At 61.2% G+C, this 21787-nt stretch carries 14 protein-coding genes, 3 tRNA genes and 3 rRNA genes; 7 read left to right on the plus strand and 13 right to left on the minus strand.

What is annotated here, in order from left to right:
• Positions 1-4: 4 nt before the first annotated feature.
• Positions 5-928 (minus strand): LysR family transcriptional regulator, encoded by a 924-nt coding sequence (locus ACZY0R_RS01230; protein WP_488856776.1) that lies wholly within the window; start codon positions 926-928, stop codon positions 5-7.
• A gap of 145 nt (positions 929-1073) precedes the next feature.
• Here ACZY0R_RS01230 and metE point away from each other — a divergent pair, with 145 nt between their 5' ends.
• Together metE and ACZY0R_RS01240 are read left to right on the plus strand one after the other, a co-directional pair.
• Positions 1074-3461, plus strand: a complete 2388-nt coding sequence (metE, locus tag ACZY0R_RS01235) for a 5-methyltetrahydropteroyltriglutamate--homocysteine S-methyltransferase (RefSeq protein ID WP_488856777.1) — start codon at positions 1074-1076, stop codon at positions 3459-3461.
• 302 nt (positions 3462-3763) lie between these two features.
• A complete protein-coding gene (locus tag ACZY0R_RS01240; protein ID WP_488856778.1) occupies positions 3764-5866 on the plus strand; it encodes a TonB-dependent receptor family protein in 2103 nt (700 codons plus the stop codon).
• 86 nt (positions 5867-5952) lie between these two features.
• Here ACZY0R_RS01240 and ACZY0R_RS01245 read toward each other — a convergent pair whose 3' ends face one another.
• Positions 5953-7374, minus strand: coding sequence for a DUF1254 domain-containing protein (locus ACZY0R_RS01245; protein WP_488856779.1), 1422 nt, complete (start codon positions 7372-7374; stop codon positions 5953-5955).
• 417 nt (positions 7375-7791) lie between these two features.
• On the opposite strand from ACZY0R_RS01245, the gene ACZY0R_RS01250 reads away from it, so the two are divergent.
• Both ACZY0R_RS01250 and ACZY0R_RS01255 read left to right on the plus strand, forming a co-directional pair.
• A complete protein-coding gene (locus ACZY0R_RS01250; RefSeq protein WP_488856780.1) occupies positions 7792-9309 on the plus strand; it encodes an MFS transporter in 1518 nt (505 codons plus the stop codon).
• Between the two features lie 88 nt (positions 9310-9397).
• Complete coding sequence (locus ACZY0R_RS01255; RefSeq protein ID WP_235184999.1) at positions 9398-9658, plus strand: hypothetical protein; 261 nt, start codon at positions 9398-9400, stop codon at positions 9656-9658.
• 74 nt (positions 9659-9732) lie between these two features.
• Here ACZY0R_RS01255 and ACZY0R_RS01260 read toward each other — a convergent pair whose 3' ends face one another.
• Positions 9733-10122 carry a hypothetical protein gene (locus ACZY0R_RS01260; RefSeq protein WP_488856781.1) on the minus strand — a complete coding sequence of 130 codons (390 nt, stop codon included), beginning with the start codon at positions 10120-10122 and terminating at the stop codon, positions 9733-9735.
• Positions 10123-10200: 78 nt separating this feature from the next.
• Here ACZY0R_RS01260 and ACZY0R_RS01265 point away from each other — a divergent pair, with 78 nt between their 5' ends.
• On the plus strand, positions 10201-11178 hold the full coding sequence (locus tag ACZY0R_RS01265; protein ID WP_488856782.1) for a tripartite tricarboxylate transporter substrate binding protein: 978 nt from the start codon (positions 10201-10203) through the stop codon (positions 11176-11178).
• Positions 11179-11223: 45 nt separating this feature from the next.
• Here ACZY0R_RS01265 and ACZY0R_RS01270 read toward each other — a convergent pair whose 3' ends face one another.
• Both ACZY0R_RS01270 and ACZY0R_RS01275 read right to left on the minus strand, forming a co-directional pair.
• The gene (locus tag ACZY0R_RS01270; protein ID WP_488856783.1) at positions 11224-12162 is read right to left on the minus strand and encodes an alpha/beta fold hydrolase; all 939 of its coding nucleotides are present in this window, start codon (positions 12160-12162) and stop codon (positions 11224-11226) included.
• A 13-nt stretch (positions 12163-12175) separates the two neighbouring features.
• A complete protein-coding gene (locus ACZY0R_RS01275) occupies positions 12176-13768 on the minus strand; it encodes a flavin-containing monooxygenase (protein WP_488856784.1) in 1593 nt (530 codons plus the stop codon).
• A 193-nt stretch (positions 13769-13961) separates the two neighbouring features.
• Between ACZY0R_RS01275 and ACZY0R_RS01280 the strand changes: the two genes are divergently transcribed.
• The gene (locus tag ACZY0R_RS01280; protein WP_045240808.1) at positions 13962-14612 is read left to right on the plus strand and encodes a TetR/AcrR family transcriptional regulator; all 651 of its coding nucleotides are present in this window, start codon (positions 13962-13964) and stop codon (positions 14610-14612) included.
• A gap of 164 nt (positions 14613-14776) precedes the next feature.
• Positions 14777-14962, plus strand: coding sequence for a hypothetical protein (locus ACZY0R_RS01285; protein ID WP_156177290.1), 186 nt, complete (start codon positions 14777-14779; stop codon positions 14960-14962).
• Positions 14963-15026: 64 nt separating this feature from the next.
• Here ACZY0R_RS01285 and ACZY0R_RS01290 read toward each other — a convergent pair.
• From ACZY0R_RS01290 to ACZY0R_RS01325, 8 genes are all read right to left on the minus strand, one after another.
• Positions 15027-15102 (minus strand) — tRNA-Met (locus tag ACZY0R_RS01290).
• A 196-nt stretch (positions 15103-15298) separates the two neighbouring features.
• Positions 15299-15511 carry a DUF6566 family protein gene (locus ACZY0R_RS01295; RefSeq protein ID WP_488856785.1) on the minus strand — a complete coding sequence of 71 codons (213 nt, stop codon included), beginning with the start codon at positions 15509-15511 and terminating at the stop codon, positions 15299-15301.
• 127 nt (positions 15512-15638) lie between these two features.
• Positions 15639-16214, minus strand: coding sequence for a phasin family protein (locus tag ACZY0R_RS01300; protein WP_488856786.1), 576 nt, complete (start codon positions 16212-16214; stop codon positions 15639-15641).
• Positions 16215-16383: 169 nt separating this feature from the next.
• Positions 16384-16496 (minus strand): 5S ribosomal RNA (gene rrf, locus ACZY0R_RS01305).
• 134 nt (positions 16497-16630) lie between these two features.
• A 23S ribosomal RNA gene (locus ACZY0R_RS01310) occupies positions 16631-19509 on the minus strand.
• 314 nt (positions 19510-19823) lie between these two features.
• Positions 19824-19899: transfer RNA gene (locus ACZY0R_RS01315), tRNA-Ala, on the minus strand.
• A 46-nt stretch (positions 19900-19945) separates the two neighbouring features.
• A tRNA-Ile gene (locus ACZY0R_RS01320) sits at positions 19946-20022 on the minus strand.
• A 61-nt stretch (positions 20023-20083) separates the two neighbouring features.
• Positions 20084-21615: ribosomal RNA gene (locus tag ACZY0R_RS01325) — 16S ribosomal RNA — on the minus strand.
• Together the 16S, 23S and 5S rRNA genes with 2 tRNA genes alongside form the textbook arrangement of a ribosomal RNA operon.
• Positions 21616-21787 lie beyond the last annotated feature (172 nt).

Raw genomic sequence — 21787 nt, forward strand, 5'->3', positions numbered from 1 at the left:
CTCGCTATGCAAGCTCCGGCAGCAGTTCGATCCCGTCCAGCTCGGCGGCACAGGTATCGCGCACGATAGAGACAAAGTCGCGCACATAGGGCCGCTCCGCCAGCGCGGCCGGCGTGGCCGCATACAACTCGCTCCACAAACCCTTGGCGCCAATTCGCTTGGCCAGCACATAGTCGTGGTCGACGTAGTTCTTCACGCCCCAGTTGGGCAGCGCGGCCACGCCGCGGCGGCTGGCCACCAGTTGCAGCACCGCCACCGTCAGCTCGGCCGTGCGCCGCTGCAGCTTGATGCCGGCGGGCTCCAGCACTTCGCGGATCAGGTCGATGCGCTGCTCCGGCACCGGGTAGGTGATCAGGGTTTCGCCGGCCAGGTCGGCCGCCTCGATCCGGCGCTTGTTGCGCAGCCGGTGCTCGTTGGCGATCACCGCCAGGATCTCGAAGCGAAACAGCGGCGCCACCGCCAGGCCGCGCTTGGCCGGCGGCAGCGAGCCGATGACCATGTCGGTGCGTCCCTCGGCCAGCAAGGCCAGCGGATCGGCGTGGAACCCCGCCACAAGGTCCACCTCCACTTCCGGCCAGCGCCGGCGGAACTCGTCCATCACGGGCATCAGCCAGTCGAAGCAGGTATGGCACTCCAGCACGATGCGCAACTCCCCGCGCGTATCGCCTTTGAGCCGGGCGAGATCGCGTTCGGCCGTGCTGATGGCGGCAAGCGTCTCGCGCGCCAGCACCAGCAGCCGTTCGCCGGCCGGCGTAAAGCGCAGGCCCTGGCGGGTACGGTCGAACAGCGGCAGGCCGTAGTGCGCCTCAATGCCCTTGATCTGATGGGACAGCGCCGACTGGCTCACATGCACGCGTTCGGCGGCCGAGGCCAGCTTGCCTGACTCGGCGATCGCCACCAGGGAGCGCAGGTGCCTGACTTCGATCACGGCTGGCTCCTGCGTTGGGCCGGGCAGCGCCTGGCCGGATTGATATGAAACTGATTCATACGTTGATTAAATCTTATCGCTTGATTCATTTTACTCCGGATTCCAAACTGGGCGCCATCGTCACATCTCACATACGGAGCATTGCATGGCACGCACCCATATCCCGGGCTTTCCCCGCATCGGCGCGCAGCGCGAACTGAAGTTCGCCCAGGAGGCCTTCTGGCGCGGCGAAACCGACGAAGCCAGCCTGCGCCAGGTGGCGGCCGGGCTGCGCCAGCGCCACTGGCAGTCGCAGGCGCAAGCCGGGCTGGACAGCGTCGCGGTGGGCGACTTCGCCTACTACGACCAGGTGTTGAGCCTAAGTGCGTTGCTTGGCGCCCTGCCCGCGCGTTTCGGCTTCGACCCCAGGCAGCTGAGCCTGGCGCAGTATTTCGAACTGGCCCGCGGCAACAAGGCGCAGCCCGCCATGGAAATGACCAAGTGGTTCGACACCAACTACCACTACCTGGTCCCCGAACTCGCACCCGACACCCGCTTCGATGGCGGCGTGGACTGGTTCTTCGATGAAGTGGAAGAAGCGCTGGCGCTGGGCGTGACGGCCAAGCCAGTGCTGATCGGGCCGCTCACCTACCTGTGGCTGTCCAAGACCCACGTGGATGGCTTCGACCGACTGAGCCTGCTGCCCGGCCTGGTGGCCGCTTATGGCCGCATCCTGGCCCGCCTGCGCGAGCGCGGCATCGAATGGGTGCAGATCGACGAGCCGGCGCTGTGCCTGGACCTGGAGCCGGCGTGGCTCGATGCGTATGACGGCGCCTATGCCGAACTGGCCGGATCCGGCGTAAAGCTGCTCCTTGCCACCTATTTCGACAGCGCCGCCGACCACGCGGCACGCGCTGCCGCCCTGCCGGTGCAAGGCTTCCACATCGACCTGATGCGCGCGCCGCAGCAGCTCGACGCCTGGCGCAAGGTGCTGCCGGCCAATGCGGTGCTGTCCGCCGGCGTGATCGACGGCCGCAATATCTGGCGCACCGACCTGCGCCGCGCGCTGGCCGTGCTGGCGCCGCTGCACGCCGAACTCGGCGAGCGCCTGTGGGTCGCGCCGTCCTGCTCGCTGCTGCACGTGCCGGTTTCTCTCGATGCCGAGCACAAGCTGGATGCGGAGATCAAGACCTGGCTGGCCTTCGCCACCGAAAAGCTGGCCGAAGTGAATGTGCTGGCGCGCGCGCTGAATGAAGGCGAGGCCGCAGTCGCCGCCGAGCTTGCCGCTACCGATGCCGCACTCGCCTCGCGCCGCAGCTCGCGCCGCGTGGTCAACCAACAGGTGCAGGCACGCGTCGCGGCGGTCAGCGCCGCCATGGCGGAACGCAAAAGCCCCTTCCAGGCCCGCATCGAACGCCAGCGCGCCGCGCTGCAGCTGCCCGCGCTGCCGACCACCACGATCGGCTCCTTCCCGCAGACGACCGCGATCCGCCAGACGCGCGCCGCCTACCGCCGCGGCGACATTGGCGCGCTGGACTACCTGCAACGCATCCGCGCGGAAATCGAGACCGCGGTGCGCAAGCAGGAAGCCCTGGGACTCGACGTGCTGGTGCACGGCGAAGCCGAGCGCAACGACATGGTCGAGTATTTCGGCGAGCAACTGTGCGGCTACACCTTCACCGAGAACGGCTGGGTGCAGAGCTATGGTTCACGCTGCGTCAAGCCGCCCGTGATCTACGGCGATGTGTACCGCCCCGAGCCGATGACGGTGGAAACCACGCGCTATGCGCAATCGCTGACCGAACGTCCGATGAAGGGCATGCTGACGGGTCCCGTCACCATGCTGCAATGGTCCTTCGTGCGCGACGACCAGCCGCGCGCCACCACCACTTTGCAACTCGCGCTGGCCATCCGCGATGAAGTCTCCGATCTGGAGCAGGCCGGCATCCGCATCATCCAGATCGACGAACCCGCCTTGCGCGAAGGCTTGCCGCTGCGCAAGGGCGACTGGGCCGCCTACCTGGAATGGGCGGTGCACGCGTTCAAGATCTCGGCCGCATCGGTGGCGGACGAAACGCAGATCCACACGCATATGTGCTATGCCGAATTCAATGACATCCTGCCTGCCATCGCCGCGCTGGATGCCGACGTGATCACCATCGAGACCTCGCGCTCGGCCATGGAACTGCTCGAAGGCTTTGGTGCCTTCGACTATCCCAACGAGATCGGACCCGGCGTGTACGACATCCACTCGCCGCGCGTGCCGAGCGTGGAAGCCATCACGCACCTGCTCGAACGGGCTTGCGAGGTCATCCCGCCGCAACGCCTGTGGGTCAATCCGGACTGCGGGCTGAAGACGCGCGCCTGGCCGGAAACCGAAGCCGCGCTGGCCAATATGGTGGCCGCCGCGCGCAGCCTGCGCGAGCAGATCGGCAAGAAGGGCGCCACCACCTGGCAGCGCACCACCCGCCGGGCGGGCCTCGGCGGGCACGCGGCACAGCATGGCACGGGCCACGCAGCGAGCTGTGTCGATTGCGTGAGCCACGCGGCCTGAGCAACCCGGCATCGAATGAAGCTGGTTTAGATTGAATTAGATCGAATTAAATCAAATTAGCAAATACGTCAGCCAACTTTCCGGTGTGCGAAGCATGCCGGAAAGTTGGCTGTTTTTTGTTTCCCGACGGGTAAAAGGAACGGCTTCGCCCTGCCGTCCACATCGCCCGGATATGCCCTTGTGCAATTAATGCGGCACTGTGTCACATAGCGCGCGGCAGGGGGTCTTCCGTATCGTACGCGCCTATCCAAGCACGACGAAAAGGCGCGGCCCAAAGCAGGTCCGGCGCCACAAGGGAAAACATGAAACGAGCCAGACACTGGAAGCGGCGTGCCGCCGCCCTGCCCGCCGCGGCATTCACCAGCGCCGCCCTCGCACAAGCCGCCAGTCCAGCCCCGGCGGATGCCGCTGCCACACTGCCCATAACCACCGTGACAGGCAAGGCGCCCGGATCGCTGACCGTGCCGAATGTCCAGCAGCAGAAACAGGCGCTGGACCAGACGGCCGGCTCGGTAGGCCTCGTCGACGCTGCGTCCTACAGCGACACTTACGCCAGCAACCTGCGCGATGTTCTCAAGGATGCGCCAGGGGTTTATGTGCAGGACCGCTACGGCCAGGAACTCCGGCTATCCGTTCGAGGGTCGGGCATTGCGCGCGGCTATCACACGCGCGGCCTCGAAATCCTGCAGGACGGCATTCCCACCAACTTCGCGGATGGCAGCGGCGATTTTTACCAGATCGACCCGCTCGGCCTGAGCGCCGCGGAAATCTACAAGGGCGGCAACGGGCTGGCCTATGGCAGCACCACGCTGGGCGGCGCCATCAACTTCACCACGCCCACCGCGCTGATCGCCGACGCGCCCAACCAGTTGCGCGCGGACGGCGGCAGCTTCGGCACCGTGCGCGCCAGCGGCCAGGTCTCGCGCCAGATCGGCGCTTTCGATTTCCTGGCCAACCTGAGCGTCAACCACTCCGATGGCTACCGCGCTCATGAGCGCGGCCAGTACGAGCAGTTCAATGCCAACTTTGGCTACCGCTTCAGCCCGGCGGTGGAAACGCGCTTCTACCTCGGTGCCTATATCGTCGACCAGAAGCTGCCCGGCTCGCTGTCACTGTCCGATGCACTGAACAATCCGACGAAGGCCTCGCCCGCCGCGGTGGCCGGCGACCAGGCGCGCAATACGCGTACGGAACGCATTGCCAACGTGACCACCGTCAAGCTCGACAGCGGCCAGCTCGATTTCACCACCTGGGTCATCCACAAGAGCCTGTACCACCCGATCTTCCAGGTCATCGACCAGGACTCCTGGACCTATGGCTTCGCCCCGCGCTACACAGGCACGCAAACCATTGGCGGCCTGCGCAACCAGCTTATCGTCGGCGCGCGCTTTTTCGGTGGCAACAACGACGCACGCCAGTACATCAACAACGCGGGCAACCGTGGCGCCCAGACGCTCAACGCCGCGCAGGACGCCTATAACTATGAAGCCTACCTTGAAGACCGCCTTTACGTAACGCCCACTGTCGCGCTGATGGCGGGCGCCAAGGCCTATCGCAATGTCCGCAGTTACCACGACTACGGTGGCCTGCCGGCCGACCCCACGGCCAAGTCCGACAGCATCACCTACAGCGGCGTGAATCCCAAGTTCGGCGTGCTGTGGGAGCCGGTTCGCGACGTGCAGGCCTTTGCCGACATCACGCGCAGCGCGGACGTACCTGACTTCACCGACCTGACCCAGACCTTCGCTGCCACCACCCGCTTCGTGCCGCTGAGCGCCCAGCACGGCTGGACGCTGGAACTGGGCACGCGCGGCAAGCGCGAGCGATTCTCCTGGGACGTGACGGCGTACCGCTCGCTGGTACGCGACCAGTTGCTGCAATACACCACAAACCCGAATATCCCGGCTGCCACCTTCAACGCCAACCGCACCACGCTGCAAGGCGTGGAGCTTGGCGTCTCGGGCGACGTGCTGCAAAACGTGTTCGGCTCGGGCGACAAGCTCACGCTGTCGCAACTGTGGAACTACAGCGACTTCCGCTTCGACAACGATCCGCAGTACGGCAATAACTGCATCGCCGGCGTGCCCGAGCACGTGCTGCGCACCACCATCGCCTACAGCCGTGCGGCCGGGCTGCGCGTGGCCGGCACCATCGACTGGGTGCCGGGCGGCGCCTATGTCGACTACGCCAACACGTTGCGCGCGCCCGGTTACGCGCTGTTTGGCCTGCAAGCCAGTTATGAATTCCAGCGCGGCGTGACAGTCTTCCTCGATGCGCGCAACCTCGGCAACAAGCGTTATGTGAGCGACTTCAGCACCGTGACCGATGCCCGGACCGCAAACACCATGGTGTTCTACCCCGGCTCCGGCCGTGCGCTCTACGCCGGCATCAAATACAAGTTCTGAGCCGGCAGGCAGTTCGCTGGCATCCTGATGAGAAAAACCCGCAAAAGCGGGTTTTTCTCATTCCGGTGGCCGGATCCGCCCGGAAATCAATCCACCCGTTCCAGGGCGGGCGCGTTCCATGCACCGTCCAGCATCGCTTGCCGGGGCCAGTACACGCGAAGCATCAGGTTGAAGGCGTCTGGCGGCGCCGGCAGCCAGTTGGCGACGCCGCCGCCCGGCGGGCGCGCATTCTGGATAAAAATATCGAGCGAGCCGTCGCGGTTATACCTGAGCCGGTCGCGGTCGCCGATGGCGTAGCGGCCAAGGGGATTGGCGACGAATGCCTGTTTGCTGTTATAGAGGGTCAATGACCAGAAGGCATCGGTCGGCGGCATCTGGCCCTTGTTGAAATGCATCACGTAGCGATGCGCGCCACTCAGCGGCTGGCCCGTGGCATCCACGCGCGTGCTGGGGTAGAGCGCATCCTCCGGCAAGTTGGCGCCCAGCCCCACCCAGGCCACCACCGCGCGCTTACCGTAGGCCGTGCCGTAATTGCCGAGATCTCGGTGCACGGTCCATTGATTCCCCGACTCGCCGCCGCGCCTGGTGGCGGCGACGATGCCCGCCAGGGCAGTCGTGGCGCCTTCCTGCACCGCGCGCGCCGTCGAGGGTTCCATCGCCGTCACGGAGAATGGCATGCCCGGGACGATGCCGAGCTTTTTGATCGATTCCACCATGGCGGCGTCCGCCGCCGCGGGCGGGTTGGCGGGCAGCAGCGCTGCGAAACGCGTGAAGAACGCCTGCGCGTCCATGGCTGCCACCTGCTCCACCGGTGGCGTCTCCACGTCCACGGCAACCGCTTCGGTCAGGCTTGGCTGCGTGGCCTTGGGCCGCGCCTTGCCACCCCGCTGCCATGCCGAGAGCGGCATCAGCCGATACTGGTCTTGCAAGTGGCGGACCGCCGCGTAATCCTGCTTGCCGTTGGTCTGGGTACGGCCAATCAGCCACACCATATCCGTGGGGGCGCGAATTTCCTTTACACCCGCTGGCAATGTGCCTTTCCAATTAGGCCCCGTTACAGCAAACACAGCCCGCTTGGTACCGGTGGTGCGCTTGCCCGGAGACGCGAAGACATTGGTCCATGCGTCCATCAGCGGCATCAGGTAATAACGGCCGTGTGTATCGGGCAGCGACAGGATCACCGGCTCTGCGGACAAGTCCAGCCATGCCGTCGAATAAAGCGTGTCGGCATTTGGGCTGACCACATCGGAGAAGGAAGCATCCGGGAAGCTGCGCTTGTGCGAGAGCGTATTAACAGGCGTGCGCGCTGTCATGACTTCGCGCGTGACGTCCATCAGCACCAGTGGATAAGCGTAGACAAATACCTCGGTCGACAAAGCCTTGTTGGCCGCATCGGACGGAAGCGAGGATGCTTGCGACACGTCGCGCGATTGCGGGCCCGTGGCACAGGCGGACAACAGCAAACCGAGCGCAAGCGCACTCGTCATTCGGCGTAGCGAAATCATCATGCCCCCGGTTCCTCGTCGGAATGGCTACCTTCTCCGCGCTATCGCCTACGAACGGACGACATCCCCGCGCAGAGGTGCTTGTGTTTTCCCCGAGCGATGATGTTCCGGAGCACGGTACTTGTCAATTGATCCACGAGGAACAATGCGGGGAAGCGAACCAATGCCGGAGCGCGCCAGGCCGCGGTCCTGAAACACGCTCCGGATGTTCGGCTTGGGCGCTCCGCTCATTTGGCCGATACTGGGAAAAGTTGGCCGATACTGGGAAATCTGGCCGATACTGGGAAATCTGGCCGTCATCGCAGCGGGTCCCCGGCGTTGGAAGGCGCTCGCCGCACGGAGCTTCGGCCCGACTTGCCTCCGCCCCAGATGCGAGCGGACCGGACCGCGGATTGCATTCACGCGATGGGTGAGACCGTCATGGCAACTGGCAGCGCGATGTTGGCCAAGCACCCCAATCTGTCACCGGCGCAGGTATATCTCTTTGCGTTCACGCTGGGCTGCGCTACTGGCGTGGATTTCGTGGCGTCATCCATGATGGGCGTCGCCGGTACGCACATCCGGGGCGGCATCCACGCCTCGCCGGAGGATTTTCTCTGGAGCCTCACGTCCTATGCCGCCGCGGCCATGGCCGCCAACCTGGTGCTGCGGCGCATCGCGCAAGACATCAGTTATCGCGGCTATACCCTGCTCGGCCTGGCCATCGCCACCGTGGGCGCCGTGCTGTGCACCGTTTGCAATACGCCGCTGGAACTGAGCCTGGCACGCGCCGTGCAAGGTTTCGGCGCCGGCGGCTTGTTCACCGCCTCACGCATCATCATCCAGTTGGTGGCGGCCCGCGAAGAGCGCCGCCCTCTCTTTCTCGGCTTCAGTGCCGGCGGCATGGGGCTGGCGGCGCTGGCCCCGTGGCTCACGGCGGTGCTGGTGGAGGATACGAGCTGGCGGATGATCTTCGCGGTGCAGGCAGGCATGTCGGCCGCAGCGATCCCGCTGGTGCTCGTCTCGTATCCACGACGGCTCGCGGCATCGCTTGCACCGTGGGAAGTGGACGTCGGCGGCATGGATTGGATCACAGTGATCTTGCTGGGCACGGGCGCGCTAGTCCTGCTGCACGGGCTAGGCGACCTGCGCTTCTATGAGCTGACCAGTTCGCCATCGGTGGCCATCACCCCTCTTGCCGGACTGGCGCTTGTTGCGGGTGTCTTCATCCACCAGCACCGCCATCCCGATCCCTGGCTCAATCCCAAGCTGCTGTTCGGCCGCCGCTACCTGGTCGGGCTAGGCTTCTACACCCTGTACTACTTCCTCAATGGACTGTGGGGATATGTGGTGCCCAGCACGCTGCAGTCCGGGCTGGGCTTCACGTTCCAGACCACGGGCAAGATCCTGACCATCACCGGGCTGATCGGCTTTGCGGGTCTTTGCGCCTTTACCTATGCGGGCACGAGGCTGAAGGGGCAGCGGCGCTACATCGCCCTGGGCTATTTCATGTTTGCCGGCGCGGCGTGGCTGCTGAGCCAGCGGATGATGCCGGGCGCATCCATGGCCGTCCTGCTGCCGGCCCTGATGCTGCAGAGCCTGACCACGCCCTTTATCCTGGCACTGGTGGCAGGCCTGACCTATGCGGACTTCAGCGTCGAGGATTTTGCGCACGCGTATCAGTTCAAGAACATCATGCGCCAGATCGCAACGGCCGGCGGCACCGGCGTAGCCAGCCTGTGGCTCCAGTACGGCGAGGCACTGGCGCGCACGCAACTGGTTGCCCGGATCACCCCGTTCGACCTGCCCGACGGCTTCGATGCCGCCACGCTGACACGCTGGTCGGCACTGATCGACCAACAGGCGCAGTTGATTGCGGTGAGTAATCTCTTCGCGCTGCTGGCCTTCGCCTGCGTGGGTGTGGCGCTGGTTGCCGTGGCACAGCGGGCGCTGCGGTAAATCACGCGAATACTACACAGTCATGGACGAGCCGCTCTCCAAAATCCCCCGAAGCGGCGGGATTATGAGTCAGCAAAGGGACTCTACAATGCTGCAGCGCGGCGCAGATGCCACGCCGGCCAGCCGTACAGGAAGCATGACCATGACGTATTACGTTCTCGGATTCTTACTCTTCGAAGCTTTGTGGTTCTTCCCGTTCAGGAAGGTCTTCAAGGCTGCGCATTTTGGTGGGCTGTACGCCTACCTGGCGCTGATCCCGCTCATCGGCCCGCTGCTCTGCATCTGGATCCTCGCGGCCCGCCCCTGGCCGCTCAAGACCAAGCTCGTGCGCACGTTCTCCCAGACCTGACCCGCGCGAGTCGCCAATCCCGGGCCGGCATGTGCCTGGCGCCAGGCATCCAGGCAAATCGCCAGTCGAACGTTTCAGAAGTCGTGCTCTTCCAGCATCAAGGGGTTCAGTGAGCGATCCGCGGACCATTTCGCCCATGCAGCCTCCTGGATGCGGCCAAGATTCCGCTCGAAAATACCCAGGTGGCTACCGATCTGGCCCTGGGCCAGCGCATCGAGTGCCGAACGCGACACAAAGCCGCTGCCAGCCACGCCGTCCGCCACGATGGAGAAGCCGATGAGTTCGCCATCTTCGGACGGGGCTGGATTATGTATCTGGAAGGCAGTCGACATCATTTGCTCACTTTGAATCGGAGACAGGATCCTAGCATGGCCGGCCTGGCGCAATAACGCCAGGGGCCCGGCCCGGGCCACCCGCACATTCCTGCACGCCGTCATGGGAAGGGTATCGCCCGATTCCATCATCGGCCTCTCCTCCATGAGTATCCCCCTTATGCAATAAAAAGAGCATTTCTCTGCTCATCACCGTCAGGAGGCACAAGCATGGATCGTCGTCATTTCCTTACCGCCGCGGTAGCCGCCGCGGCTGTCGGCTCTGCCCCCGCGTTTGCCAATAGCTGGCCGAGCCGTCCGCTGCGCCTGGTCGTAGCCTATCCCGCCGGCGGCGGTACCGATGTGGTGGCGCGGTTGTTCGCAGACTTCCTTGGCAAGTCCCTCGGCCTGTCGGTCGTCGTGGAAAACAAGCCCGGCGGCGCCACCATTCCCGCGACGCTGGACGTGATTCGCACCAAACCGGATGGCCACACGCTGCTAATGACGCTCGGCTCCTCGGCTACCTCCGGCGCGCATATCAACAAGGTGCCCTATGACCCCCTCACGGACCTGACGGCACTGGCCGAAGCGGCGCGCGCGCCGGTCCTTCTGGTGGCAACCAAGAACGCGCCCTTCTCCACGCTCGCCGAGATGATCGCGTATTCCAAGAGCGCCAAAGCGCCACTGCATTCGGCTTCCTACGGCCCGGGCACGTCGTCGCACTTTGGCCCGCTGCTGCTCAACAAGCTCGCCGGCAGCAGGCTGGAGCCTGTGTTGTACAAAGGCTCGGCGCCCGCCACGCAAGACCTCGTGGGCGGCGTGGTGCCGGTGATGATCGACGGGCTGACCACCGCGGTGCCGCTGTACCAGTCCGGCAAGACCAAGGCTCTGGCCATCACCACGCCGGAACGCTCGGACATGGCGCCGGGCGTTCCCACGTTCCGCGAGCAGGGATTTCCGGGCATGGAGCAATTGAGCGGCTACTTTGCGTTGTTCGGTCCCAAGGCCATGACACCGGATGTCGTCGCCGCGGTCTCGGCGGCCATCCAGAAAGTGCTGACCGATCCGGCCTATCACAAGCGGCTGTTCGCGGTCGGCGTGCTGCCGCCGCAGGCCATCACGCCGCCGGCCTTCGCCGCCCAGGTCAAGGCAGACTATTTACGCTGGGGGGAATTCATCAAGGAGATCGGCCTCACCATCGACGCTTAAGCCGCGGTGCTGGCGCGCGCAGCGCGCGCGCCGGTGGTGCCGTCGTCAGAGCCGCGCGGCAGCCGCCGTGACCCACGCCGCGGCCTTATCCGGAATCGTGACCGGCAGCATGTGCCCGCCCGGCACGAGTTCCAGATCCAGCGCCGGCAGCTTGTCCTTCATCGCCTTGCCGTGCGCCTGCCAGTCAAGTACGGCGTCGGCGGTCCCGTACAGGATGCTGATCGGCAGGGTCAGCGATGCGTAGCGCTGCGCCATGCCGGGGAGATCCTCCGCCACGCTGACCATATCGGACGACGCGGCGTAGAAACTGCCGGGCCGCAGGCCAAGCAGCCCGCCACCGGTAATCGCAAAATCCTTGGGCGGCTGATCGGGGCTGAAAACCAGATCGAGCATTGCCCGCCCGCGCAGGATGGACCTGGGTACCGCCCATGTCCACGCGATGGCGCGACGCAGCGTGGCGGACGAGATCGACAACGCGCGGAACATGGGCGGTACGCCCTCCACCGGATGCGTCAGCGGCGCGATCAGGGCGAGGCCGCCGACCGCGCCGGGATGATCGAGTGCAACGCCCAGGGCAACCGCACCACCCAGGGAATGGCCAACCAGCAAGGGATTCTCCACGCCGAGCGCCCGGATGAACTTGGCCACGACCGCGCTTTGCACGCTCAGGCGGGCCGACATCGCCGCTGGCCTGGTCGAGTACCCCGAACCCGGCCGGTCGACCAGGATGACGCGGAACTGGCTGGTCAGCCGCTCCAGCAACGAGTGCGAGAAATTCCCGGTCTGCCCGCCCAACCCGTGAACCATGACAATGACGGGGCCCTGGCCCTTGTCGATGTAATGAAGCCGGGCACCATCGATCTCAATGAACTTGCCCTTGGGCGGCAGCGCCTTTTCCACCTTGTGCGCAATGAGTCCGGTAAATGCCACCAACCCAAGCAAAACAATCCCACCGATGGCAATGCAGGCAATCAATATGGCCATTGCGTCTATCCTTTCAACTGTTAACGGAATCAGCGGTCATGCCGGCAGCCACCGCCGGGCCGGCGCGGCCGAACGCCATCTCGCTGTCCACGACCCTGCCGAACTTCAGGGCCATCAGGTCGAACAGGTAGTTCTGGTGGACCTTCCAGGGCCGCCTGGAACCCTGCTTGGGCAGAATGTTGCTGGCACGCCGGACATAGCCGGAACTCAGCGACAACGAAGACTCCTCACCGGCAGAGGGATCCGTGCGGCGCGGTGCGCACCACGCATGGCCATGCGCGTCCATATGATTGAGCAGGCGGCACACGTAAGTCGACGACAATTCCGCCTTCAGGGTCCAGGAGGCGTTCACATAGCCCATGGCGACCGCCAGGTTTGGCATGTCGCTGTACATCATGCCCTTGTACATAAAGGCCTGCGCCGGGTTCATCGGGGTTCCGTCCACCTCGATCTTCATCCCGCCCGCCACCTTCAGTTGAAGTCCGGTGGCCGTCACGATGACATCCGCATCGAGCCGCTCGCCTGAGCGCAACTGCAGTCCGGTCTCGGTGAACGCTTCGATCTGGTCGGTGACTACCGACGCCTTGCCGGAGCGAATGGATTTGAAGAGATCGGAGTCCGGCACAAGGCAGAGCCGCTGGTCCCACGGCTTATAGGACGGCGTGAAATGCTTGTCGACATCGTAGTCCGGGCCGAGCTGCGCGCGCACGCCCCTGAGGATTTTCTGCTTGATCAGATCCGGCTTCTTGCGCGACAGATTGTAGAAATACATGCCCAGCAGGACGTTTTTCCAGCGCGTGACACGATGGGCCATCCCCGCCGGCAAACGCCGCTGCAACCATGCGGAAACGGCATCGCTCGACGGCCGTGCCACGATGTAGGTTGGCGAACGCTGCAGCATGGTCACATGGGCCGCGCGCTCCGCCATCGCCGGCAGCAGCGTGACGGCGGTCGCGCCGCTGCCGATCACGACCACGCGCTTGCCGTCATACGCCAGGTCAGACGGCCAGTGCTGCGGATGCACGATCTTGCCGCCGAAGCGCTCCATGCCAGGCCAGCCTGGCATATAGCCATCGGCGTAATCGTAGTAGCCACTGCACAGGTAAAGAAAGCCGCAGGTAAAACGGACCGGCGTGCCTTGCGGACCGGCCGTTGCCTCGACTGTCCATCGTGCGGTCTCGGTCGACCACGACGCCTGCGTGGCGCGGTGGCCAAAGCGGATATGCCGCTCGATGCCGAATTCCCTGGCCGTACCCCGGATGTACGCCAGGATGGAGTCGCCATCGGCAATCGACTTTTCACTGCGCCAGGGGCGGAAACTGAAGCCGAGCGTATACATGTCCGAGTCCGAGCGCACGCCGGGATAGCGAAAGAGGTCCCAGGTACCGCCGATTGCCTCGCGCCCTTCCAGGATGGCGAAGCTCTTGCCGGGGCAACTGGTTTGCAGGTGGTAACCAGCGCAAATACCGGAAAGCCCCGCCCCGACGACCAGCACATCGACGTGTTGCGCCGCGCCTTCATTTGCGGCGTGCCCCGCCTTCAACGCTTCGGCCAACGTGCCGGCATGGGCCTGGGAATGCGGATGTTCCGCGTTGCCTGATAGCATCGATAGTCTCCTGTTGACCAAACCGGGCCGGACGCTTGCCGCGCCGAATTATCAAGGTGCGTTTGTGTTGCCTTCAGACTAGACTAGGGTGTTCACCCTAATTAATCAACCGGGATTGCCAGATCTAGGGCTTACCCCTAAGACCCAGCGAAGCAAACATGCAGATGACGAAACATGACAGGAGTGGCCGGCCATGACGGTGGAAGGTGCGCCGGCCCGGCGTCCCAAGACGCGCGAGCGCATTCTGGATGCCTGCCTGAGCCTGTTCAACGAGCGCGGCCCGGTCGTGGTGACCACTGCGGAAATCGCGTCGTCAGTTGGCATCCAGGAGGGCAACCTCTACTACCACTTCCACCGGAAGGAGCAAATTCTCGAGGCACTCTTCGACGATTTCGAGCGGGCGCTACGTGAGACCTCGGTAGCGGATCTGGCGCAGGGCGATGACCCTGGCCGTTTTGCAAGCTACCTGAGCGGCTGGTTCAGCCTGATGTGGGAGTGGCGCTTCTTTTATCGCGACGCGGCGTCCATCCGTGGCCTTGCACCGGCATTGCGATCGCGCAGCGAGTTGCTGGCCAACGACGGGCAGCAGCATGTCCGGCGCGTGTTCGGCTGCATGGAATCCGCTGGACTGTTGCGTGCCACGCCCGAGCAACTTGACCAGCTGGTCGTCAACACCTGGATCGTGTCTACCTATTGGATCGACTATCTCCGGTCCCGTCATGGAATTGATTCCATCAAGCGCGAACACATCAGTTGGGGTGCGTCACAGGTGATGAGCCTGTTCTCGCCATACATGACGAAAACGGGGACGGCACTACTGAATATTCAGGCTGCGCAGGATTGACGACACCCATGACGCCATCTCTGCGGAGGGCGGCATGGCGATCTCCACCATGGCCATCGCCATTGACGACATGCAGGAAAGCGAATTCGGTCTAAGGTGAAAGCTTGCCCCGCCTGCGCCATGACGGCATCCGGGATTCCTTGAGTCACTTACCGGAGAGGAACATGACAGTGACGCTCAGGTATTGGTCTGAAGACGGCGATGAGGAAACCGTCGATGTATCGTCAGTACAACTCCTGTCGCAGATGACACCCCACCCGCCTTCGCAATTGCCGAAGAGCGCCCCGGCCAGCGAAAAAAAGCCTGAAAAGTGGACCATCCCGGACGACCCCCCAGGTGATTTCGCCTAGCGCGCATGCGGCGGCAGGCCAAGCAAAAAGCCCGTGCGGAGTGAACCGGACGGGCTTTTGGTGTTGGTTGCGGGGGCAGGACTTGAACCTGCGACCTTCGGGTTATGAGCCCGACGAGCTGCCAACTGCTCCACCCCGCGATAGAGAATATACGCGGATTAAGAGCATCTGGATACCCCTAATACAAAAAGAACTGGAAAGTGCTATGGCAAGCGGCCATTTGCGTAAGCAAGCGGCGTCTGATCCATGTGGCAAGTGAAGGACAACTGGCCTCACGTGAGCTACATGTACGTCGCACCTGCTCCACACTCGCCTGGAAAATATCTCCAAAAGTGCTCAGCTATTGCCGTCTATCCACAGCTTCGCCCATTCATAGGCCGCCACCTTCGCGTCGGCGGGCGAGGCATGATTGCGGCCAATCGACCTGGCATCCTGCACGACCGCCCCATCCTCCCAGATCGCGCACGACGCAATGTGCAATCCTTCCTTGATCGTCTTGCAGTAGACGTGGACGACATAGCCTTTGTATTCCGTGGTGCCGCTTTCCATCTGCGTCCTAGCTCCATTTCCATTTCGGTGGATGCTAGCACGCGGCGCCCGGACAGCCCGGTGTCACAGGCGTTGTGCAGGCGAACCGGCCGGAGGCCGGTCGCTTTCCAACTGCCTGATCAGCAGATCAAGCAGCGGTCGACTTCTTGGCTGCCGCGCCAGCGGTGGCGCCTTCTTGCTCGGCGGCCTTGCTAGTGGCGACGGCTGCTGCCTGGAAAGTGCTTTCAGCAGTTTCAACGGCCTGCTTGGTTGCCTTCTGCACTGACTCGTAGGCGTTGTTTGCGGCGCTGATCGCGGACTTTACGATGGCCACGGTCGACTCGGCGCCGGCAGGCGCATTCTTGGCCAAGCTCTCGACGAGTGCCTGGATCTTCTTCGAGTTTTCAGCCAGTTGGACTTCGGCGACCTTGGTGAACTCTGACTGGGTCTGCGAGGCGATGTCGTACACATGGCGGCTATACGCCAGGGCCTTTTCGGCAATCGGCTGGACTAACGAGGCATGGATGGCCAAGATCTCCTGGGCATCCTTCGCGGCGAGCGCCTTCCTGGCGTTATCCACGTTTTCGGCGAAAGTTGTCTTGACCACTTGCAGGTTCAGTTCGACCAGCTTCTCAATGCCTTCGAAGGCTTTGGTGGTCAGGCCGAACAGCGTTTCCACATTGGCTTTATGGACAGCCGCGACTTGTTCCGGGGTGAAGTTCATGCTGGTCTCCATGGGTTAGGTTCAACACCGTGCAAGGTAGGCTGTTTTGATGTCAAAGACATGACGCAGCCGACTTTCGCCGATCAGCCGTGATCGCGACGGATGACAAAATCGCCGCCGCAAAAGCAAAACCCCCCAGTACTTTCGTACTGGGGGGTTTCAAGGGAGAGCCTGGCGATTACCTACTTTCACACGGGTATCCGCACTATCATCGGCGTAGAGTCGTTTCACGGTCCTGTTCGGGATGGGAAGGGGTGGTTCCAACTCGCTATGGTCACCAGGCATAAACGGTGGCCGCGTTGAGGTTGAGTCAACGCAGCGAATAGGGATGTAGTAGAGGTTGTGCGTATCGGCCAAGCTGCTTGTTACTGCTGCAGCGGCACGCGATACTCAACCAGCAGAAACACACTGGTTATAGGATCAAGCCTTACGGGCAATTAGTACTGGTTAGCTTAACGCATTACTGCGCTTCCACACCCAGCCTATCAACGTCCTGGTCTCGAACGACCCTTCAAGGAGCTCAAGGCTCCAGGGAATCCTCATCTTCAGGCGAGTTTCCCGCTTAGATGCTTTCAGCGGTTATCTCTTCCGTACATAGCTACCCTGCGATGCCTCTGGCGAGACAACAGGTACACCAGCGGTACGTCCACTCCGGTCCTCTCGTACTAGGAGCAGCCCCCGTCAAGATTCCAACGCCCACGGCAGATAGGGACCAAACTGTCTCACGACGTTTTAAACCCAGCTCACGTACCTCTTTAAATGGCGAACAGCCATACCCTTGGGACCGGCTACAGCCCCAGGATGAGATGAGCCGACATCGAGGTGCCAAACACCGCCGTCGATATGAACTCTTGGGCGGTATCAGCCTGTTATCCCCAGAGTACCTTTTATCCGTTGAGCGATGGCCCTTCCATTCAGAACCACCGGATCACTATGTCCTGCTTTCGCACCTGCTCGACTTGTCGGTCTCGCAGTTAAGCACGCTTTTGCCATTGCACTTTAGGTACGATGTCCGACCGTACCAAGCGTACCTTCGAACTCCTCCGTTACACTTTGGGAGGAGACCGCCCCAGTCAAACTGCCTACCATGCACTGTCCCCGACCCGGATTCACGGGCCAAGGTTAGAACCTCAAACAAACCAGGGTGGTATTTCAAGGTCGGCTCCACGCAGACTAGCGTCCACGCTTCAAAGCCTCCCACCTATCCTACACAGATCGGTTCAAAGTCCAATGCAAAGCTACAGTAAAGGTTCATGGGGTCTTTCCGTCTAGCCGCGGGGAGATTGCATCATCACAAACACTTCAACTTCGCTGAGTCTCGGGAGGAGACAGTGTGGCCATCGTTACGCCATTCGTGCAGGTCGGAACTTACCCGACAAGGAATTTCGCTACCTTAGGACCGTTATAGTTACGGCCGCCGTTTACCGGGACTTCAATCAAGAGCTTGCACCCCATCATTTAATCTTCCGGCACCGGGCAGGCGTCACACCCTATACGTCCACTTTCGTGTTTGCAGAGTGCTGTGTTTTTATTAAACAGTCGCAGCCACCATTTTATTGCAACCCCTTCACCCTCCTGGCGCAGGCCAGTCAAGCTACAAGGGCGTACCTTATCCCGAAGTTACGGTACCAATTTGCCGAGTTCCTTCTCCCGAGTTCTCTCAAGCGCCTTAGAATACTCATCTCGCCCACCTGTGTCGGTTTGCGGTACGGTCTCGTATGACTGAAGCTTAGAGGCTTTTCTTGGAACCACTTCCAATTGCTTCGCAGCACTAGGCCGCTCGCCCCATATCCTTGAATTCCGCGCCCGGATTTGCCTAAGCGCCTTCTCCAATACAGGGACCGGGACTTCCAACACCCGGACAACCTTCCGCGATCCGTCCCCCCATCGCATCATACGACGGTGCAGGAATATTAACCTGCTTCCCATCAGCTACGCATCTCTGCCTCGCCTTAGGGGCCGACTCACCCTACGCCGATGAACGTTGCGTAGGAAACCTTGGGCTTACGGCGAGGGGGCTTTTCACCCCCTTTATCGCTACTCATGTCAGCATTCGCACTTCTGATACCTCCAGCATCCTTTACAAGACACCTTCACAGGCTTACAGAACGCTCTCCTACCATGCACTTACGTGCATCCGCAGCTTCGGTGACTGGCTTAGCCCCGTTACATCTTCCGCGCAGGACGACTCGATCAGTGAGCTATTACGCTTTCTTTAAAGGGTGGCTGCTTCTAAGCCAACCTCCTGACTGTTTTAGCCTTCCCACTTCGTTTCCCACTTAGCCAATCTTAGGGACCTTAGCTGGCGGTCTGGGTTGTTTCCCTCTTGACACCGGACGTTAGCACCCGATGTCTGTCTCCCGTGATTGCACTCTTCGGTATTCGGAGTTTGCTATGGCGGGGTAATCAGCAATAGACCCCCCAACCATGACAGTGCTCTACCCCCGAAGGTGAGACACGAGGCACTACCTAAATAGTTTTCGGAGAGAACCAGCTATTTCCAGACTTGTTTAGCCTTTCACCCCTATCCACAGCTCATCCCCTAACTTTTCAACGTTAGTGGGTTCGGTCCTCCAGTACGTGTTACCGCACCTTCAACCTGGCCATGGATAGATCGTCTGGTTTCGGGTCTACACCCAGCGACTGAACGCCCTATTCGGACTCGCTTTCGCTACGCCTTCCCTAATCGGTTAAGCTTGCCACTGAATGTAAGTCGCTGACCCATTATACAAAAGGTACGCCGTCACCCGTTTCCAGGCTCCGACTGTTTGTATGCATGCGGTTTCAGGATCTATTTCACTCCCCTCCCGGGGTTCTTTTCGCCTTTCCCTCACGGTACTGGTTCACTATCGGTCGATCACGAGTATTTAGCCTTGGAGGATGGTCCCCCCATCTTCAGACAGGATTTCACGTGTCCCGCCCTACTTGTCGTACACCTAGTTCCACAACGCTGTTTTCGCATACAGGGCTATCACCTGCTATGGCCGGGCTTTCCATCCCGTTCTGCTAACAACACTGCTAAAGAGTACAAGGCTCTTCCCATTTCGTTCGCCACTACTTTGGGAATCTCGGTTGATTTCTGTTCCTGCAGCTACTTAGATGTTTCAGTTCGCCGCGTTCGCTTCCCTGACCTATGTATTCAGTCAGGGATGACCCATTCGGGCCGGGTTTCCCCATTCGGACATCTCCGGATCAAAGCTTGTTTGCCAGCTCCCCGAAGCTTTTCGCAGGCTACCGCGTCCTTCATCGCCTGTGATCGCCAAGGCATCCACCACATGCACTTGTTCGCTTGACCCTATAACGAGTGTGTCTCAAACTTGCGTTCAAGCCGTGCTCGCTACAGGATGAGTTCTCGCATTTGTGCCGTATTCCAAGTCATCTTTCGATCACTTAAATACATTTTGGTTGATACAATCACAACCCGGTATCGTGTGTTACTTCAGCGTCTCATCAACGCTCACGACACCTTTACTACATCCCATATTGTTAAAGAACAGCCGTGCGAAACTTGGTCTCGCAACGTCTTGGCCAAGGCCAAAGGCAAACGCTCAATCCTAAGCGCTTGCCTTTGACGACCAATCCAAGGTGCACACCGAAGTGCGCGGTAAATGGTGGAGGATGACGGGATCGAACCGACGACCCCCTGCTTGCAAAGCAGGTGCTCTCCCAGCTGAGCTAATCCCCCATGTACTTCTGTCCGGAGGTTCAGCGTCGAACCACCATCCGTAACTTGGTGGGTCTGGTAGGACTTGAACCTACGACCCCCGCCTTATCAAGACGGTGCTCTAACCACCTGAGCTACAGACCCTTGGCTGTAACAGCAAACAAACCGATAAGTGTGAACGCTCGACTTTAGATGCACGCTCTTGAAAGGAGGTGATCCAGCCGCACCTTCCGATACGGCTACCTTGTTACGACTTCACCCCAGTCATGAACCCTGCCGTGGTAATCGCCCTCCTTGCGGTTAGGCTAACTACTTCTGGCAAAACCCACTCCCATGGTGTGACGGGCGGTGTGTACAAGACCCGGGAACGTATTCACCGCGGCATGCTGATCCGCGATTACTAGCGATTCCAGCTTCACGTAGTCGAGTTGCAGACTACGATCCGGACTACGATGCGTTTTCTGGGATTGGCTCCCCCTCGCGGGTTGGCAACCCTCTGTACGCACCATTGTATGACGTGTGAAGCCCTACCCATAAGGGCCATGAGGACTTGACGTCATCCCCACCTTCCTCCGGTTTGTCACCGGCAGTCTCTCTAGAGTGCTCTTGCGTAGCAACTAAAGACAAGGGTTGCGCTCGTTGCGGGACTTAACCCAACATCTCACGACACGAGCTGACGACAGCCATGCAGCACCTGTGTCCACTTTCCCTTTCGGGCACCTGATGCATCTCTGCTTCGTTAGTGGCATGTCAAGGGTAGGTAAGGTTTTTCGCGTTGCATCGAATTAATCCACATCATCCACCGCTTGTGCGGGTCCCCGTCAATTCCTTTGAGTTTTAATCTTGCGACCGTACTCCCCAGGCGGTCAACTTCACGCGTTAGCTACGTTACTGAAGAAATGAATCCCCAACAACTAGTTGACATCGTTTAGGGCGTGGACTACCAGGGTATCTAATCCTGTTTGCTCCCCACGCTTTCGTGCATGAGCGTCAGTGACGTCCCAGGGGGCTGCCTTCGCCATCGGTATTCCTCCACATCTCTACGCATTTCACTGCTACACGTGGAATTCTACCCCCCTCTGACATACTCTAGCCTTGCAGTCACAAGCGCCATTCCCAAGTTGAGCTCGGGGATTTCACGCCTGTCTTACAAAACCGCCTGCGCACGCTTTACGCCCAGTAATTCCGATTAACGCTCGCACCCTACGTATTACCGCGGCTGCTGGCACGTAGTTAGCCGGTGCTTATTCTTCCGGTACCGTCATCCCCCCGCTGTATTAGAGCAAGGGATTTCTTTCCGGACAAAAGTGCTTTACAACCCGAAGGCCTTCTTCACACACGCGGCATTGCTGGATCAGGGTTGCCCCCATTGTCCAAAATTCCCCACTGCTGCCTCCCGTAGGAGTCTGGGCCGTGTCTCAGTCCCAGTGTGGCTGATCGTCCTCTCAGACCAGCTACTGATCGTCGCCTTGGTGGGCCTTTACCCCACCAACTAGCTAATCAGACATCGGCCGCTCCTATCGCGCGAGGCCTTGCGGTCCCCCGCTTTCACCCTCAGGTCGTATGCGGTATTAGCTAATCTTTCGACTAGTTATCCCCCACGACAGGGCACGTTCCGATGTATTACTCACCCGTTCGCCACTCGCCACCAGGATTGCTCCCGTGCTGCCGTTCGACTTGCATGTGTAAGGCATGCCGCCAGCGTTCAATCTGAGCCAGGATCAAACTCTTCAGTTTAATACCTGTGTGGTTCCGCGCAGTTGCCTGCTGAAACCTCGCTCTTTCGAGCGGTCGCTCACTCTCAGAAAACTGACTGGTTACATCCGCGATTTGCACCCCGGACATAACCAACATGTTTTACTGTGCGAGCACTTTATAACTTGTAAGCTAAAAGACCGAAGTCTTCCGC

The organism is Cupriavidus sp. F041, from assembly GCF_057814235.1.

What these genes read in the sequence shown, in the direction of transcription:
- metE (WP_488856777.1), top strand. Translation starts at nt 1,074, where the DNA reads ATGGCACGCACCCATATCCCGGGCTTTCCCCGCATCGGCGCGCAGCGC.
- ACZY0R_RS01275 (WP_488856784.1), bottom strand. Translation starts at nt 13,768, where the DNA reads ATGCTATCAGGCAACGCGGAACATCCGCATTCCCAGGCCCATGCCGGC.
- ACZY0R_RS01240 (WP_488856778.1), top strand. Translation starts at nt 3,764, where the DNA reads ATGAAACGAGCCAGACACTGGAAGCGGCGTGCCGCCGCCCTGCCCGCC.
- ACZY0R_RS01255 (WP_235184999.1), top strand. Translation starts at nt 9,398, where the DNA reads ATGCTGCAGCGCGGCGCAGATGCCACGCCGGCCAGCCGTACAGGAAGC.
- ACZY0R_RS01295 (WP_488856785.1), bottom strand. Translation starts at nt 15,511, where the DNA reads ATGGAAAGCGGCACCACGGAATACAAAGGCTATGTCGTCCACGTCTAC.
- ACZY0R_RS01280 (WP_045240808.1), top strand. Translation starts at nt 13,962, where the DNA reads ATGACGGTGGAAGGTGCGCCGGCCCGGCGTCCCAAGACGCGCGAGCGC.
- ACZY0R_RS01260 (WP_488856781.1), bottom strand. Translation starts at nt 10,122, where the DNA reads ATGATGGAATCGGGCGATACCCTTCCCATGACGGCGTGCAGGAATGTG.
- ACZY0R_RS01245 (WP_488856779.1), bottom strand. Translation starts at nt 7,374, where the DNA reads ATGATGATTTCGCTACGCCGAATGACGAGTGCGCTTGCGCTCGGTTTG.
- ACZY0R_RS01285 (WP_156177290.1), top strand. Translation starts at nt 14,777, where the DNA reads ATGACAGTGACGCTCAGGTATTGGTCTGAAGACGGCGATGAGGAAACC.
- ACZY0R_RS01270 (WP_488856783.1), bottom strand. Translation starts at nt 12,162, where the DNA reads ATGGCCATATTGATTGCCTGCATTGCCATCGGTGGGATTGTTTTGCTT.
- ACZY0R_RS01300 (WP_488856786.1), bottom strand. Translation starts at nt 16,214, where the DNA reads ATGAACTTCACCCCGGAACAAGTCGCGGCTGTCCATAAAGCCAATGTG.
- ACZY0R_RS01250 (WP_488856780.1), top strand. Translation starts at nt 7,792, where the DNA reads ATGGCAACTGGCAGCGCGATGTTGGCCAAGCACCCCAATCTGTCACCG.
- ACZY0R_RS01265 (WP_488856782.1), top strand. Translation starts at nt 10,201, where the DNA reads ATGGATCGTCGTCATTTCCTTACCGCCGCGGTAGCCGCCGCGGCTGTC.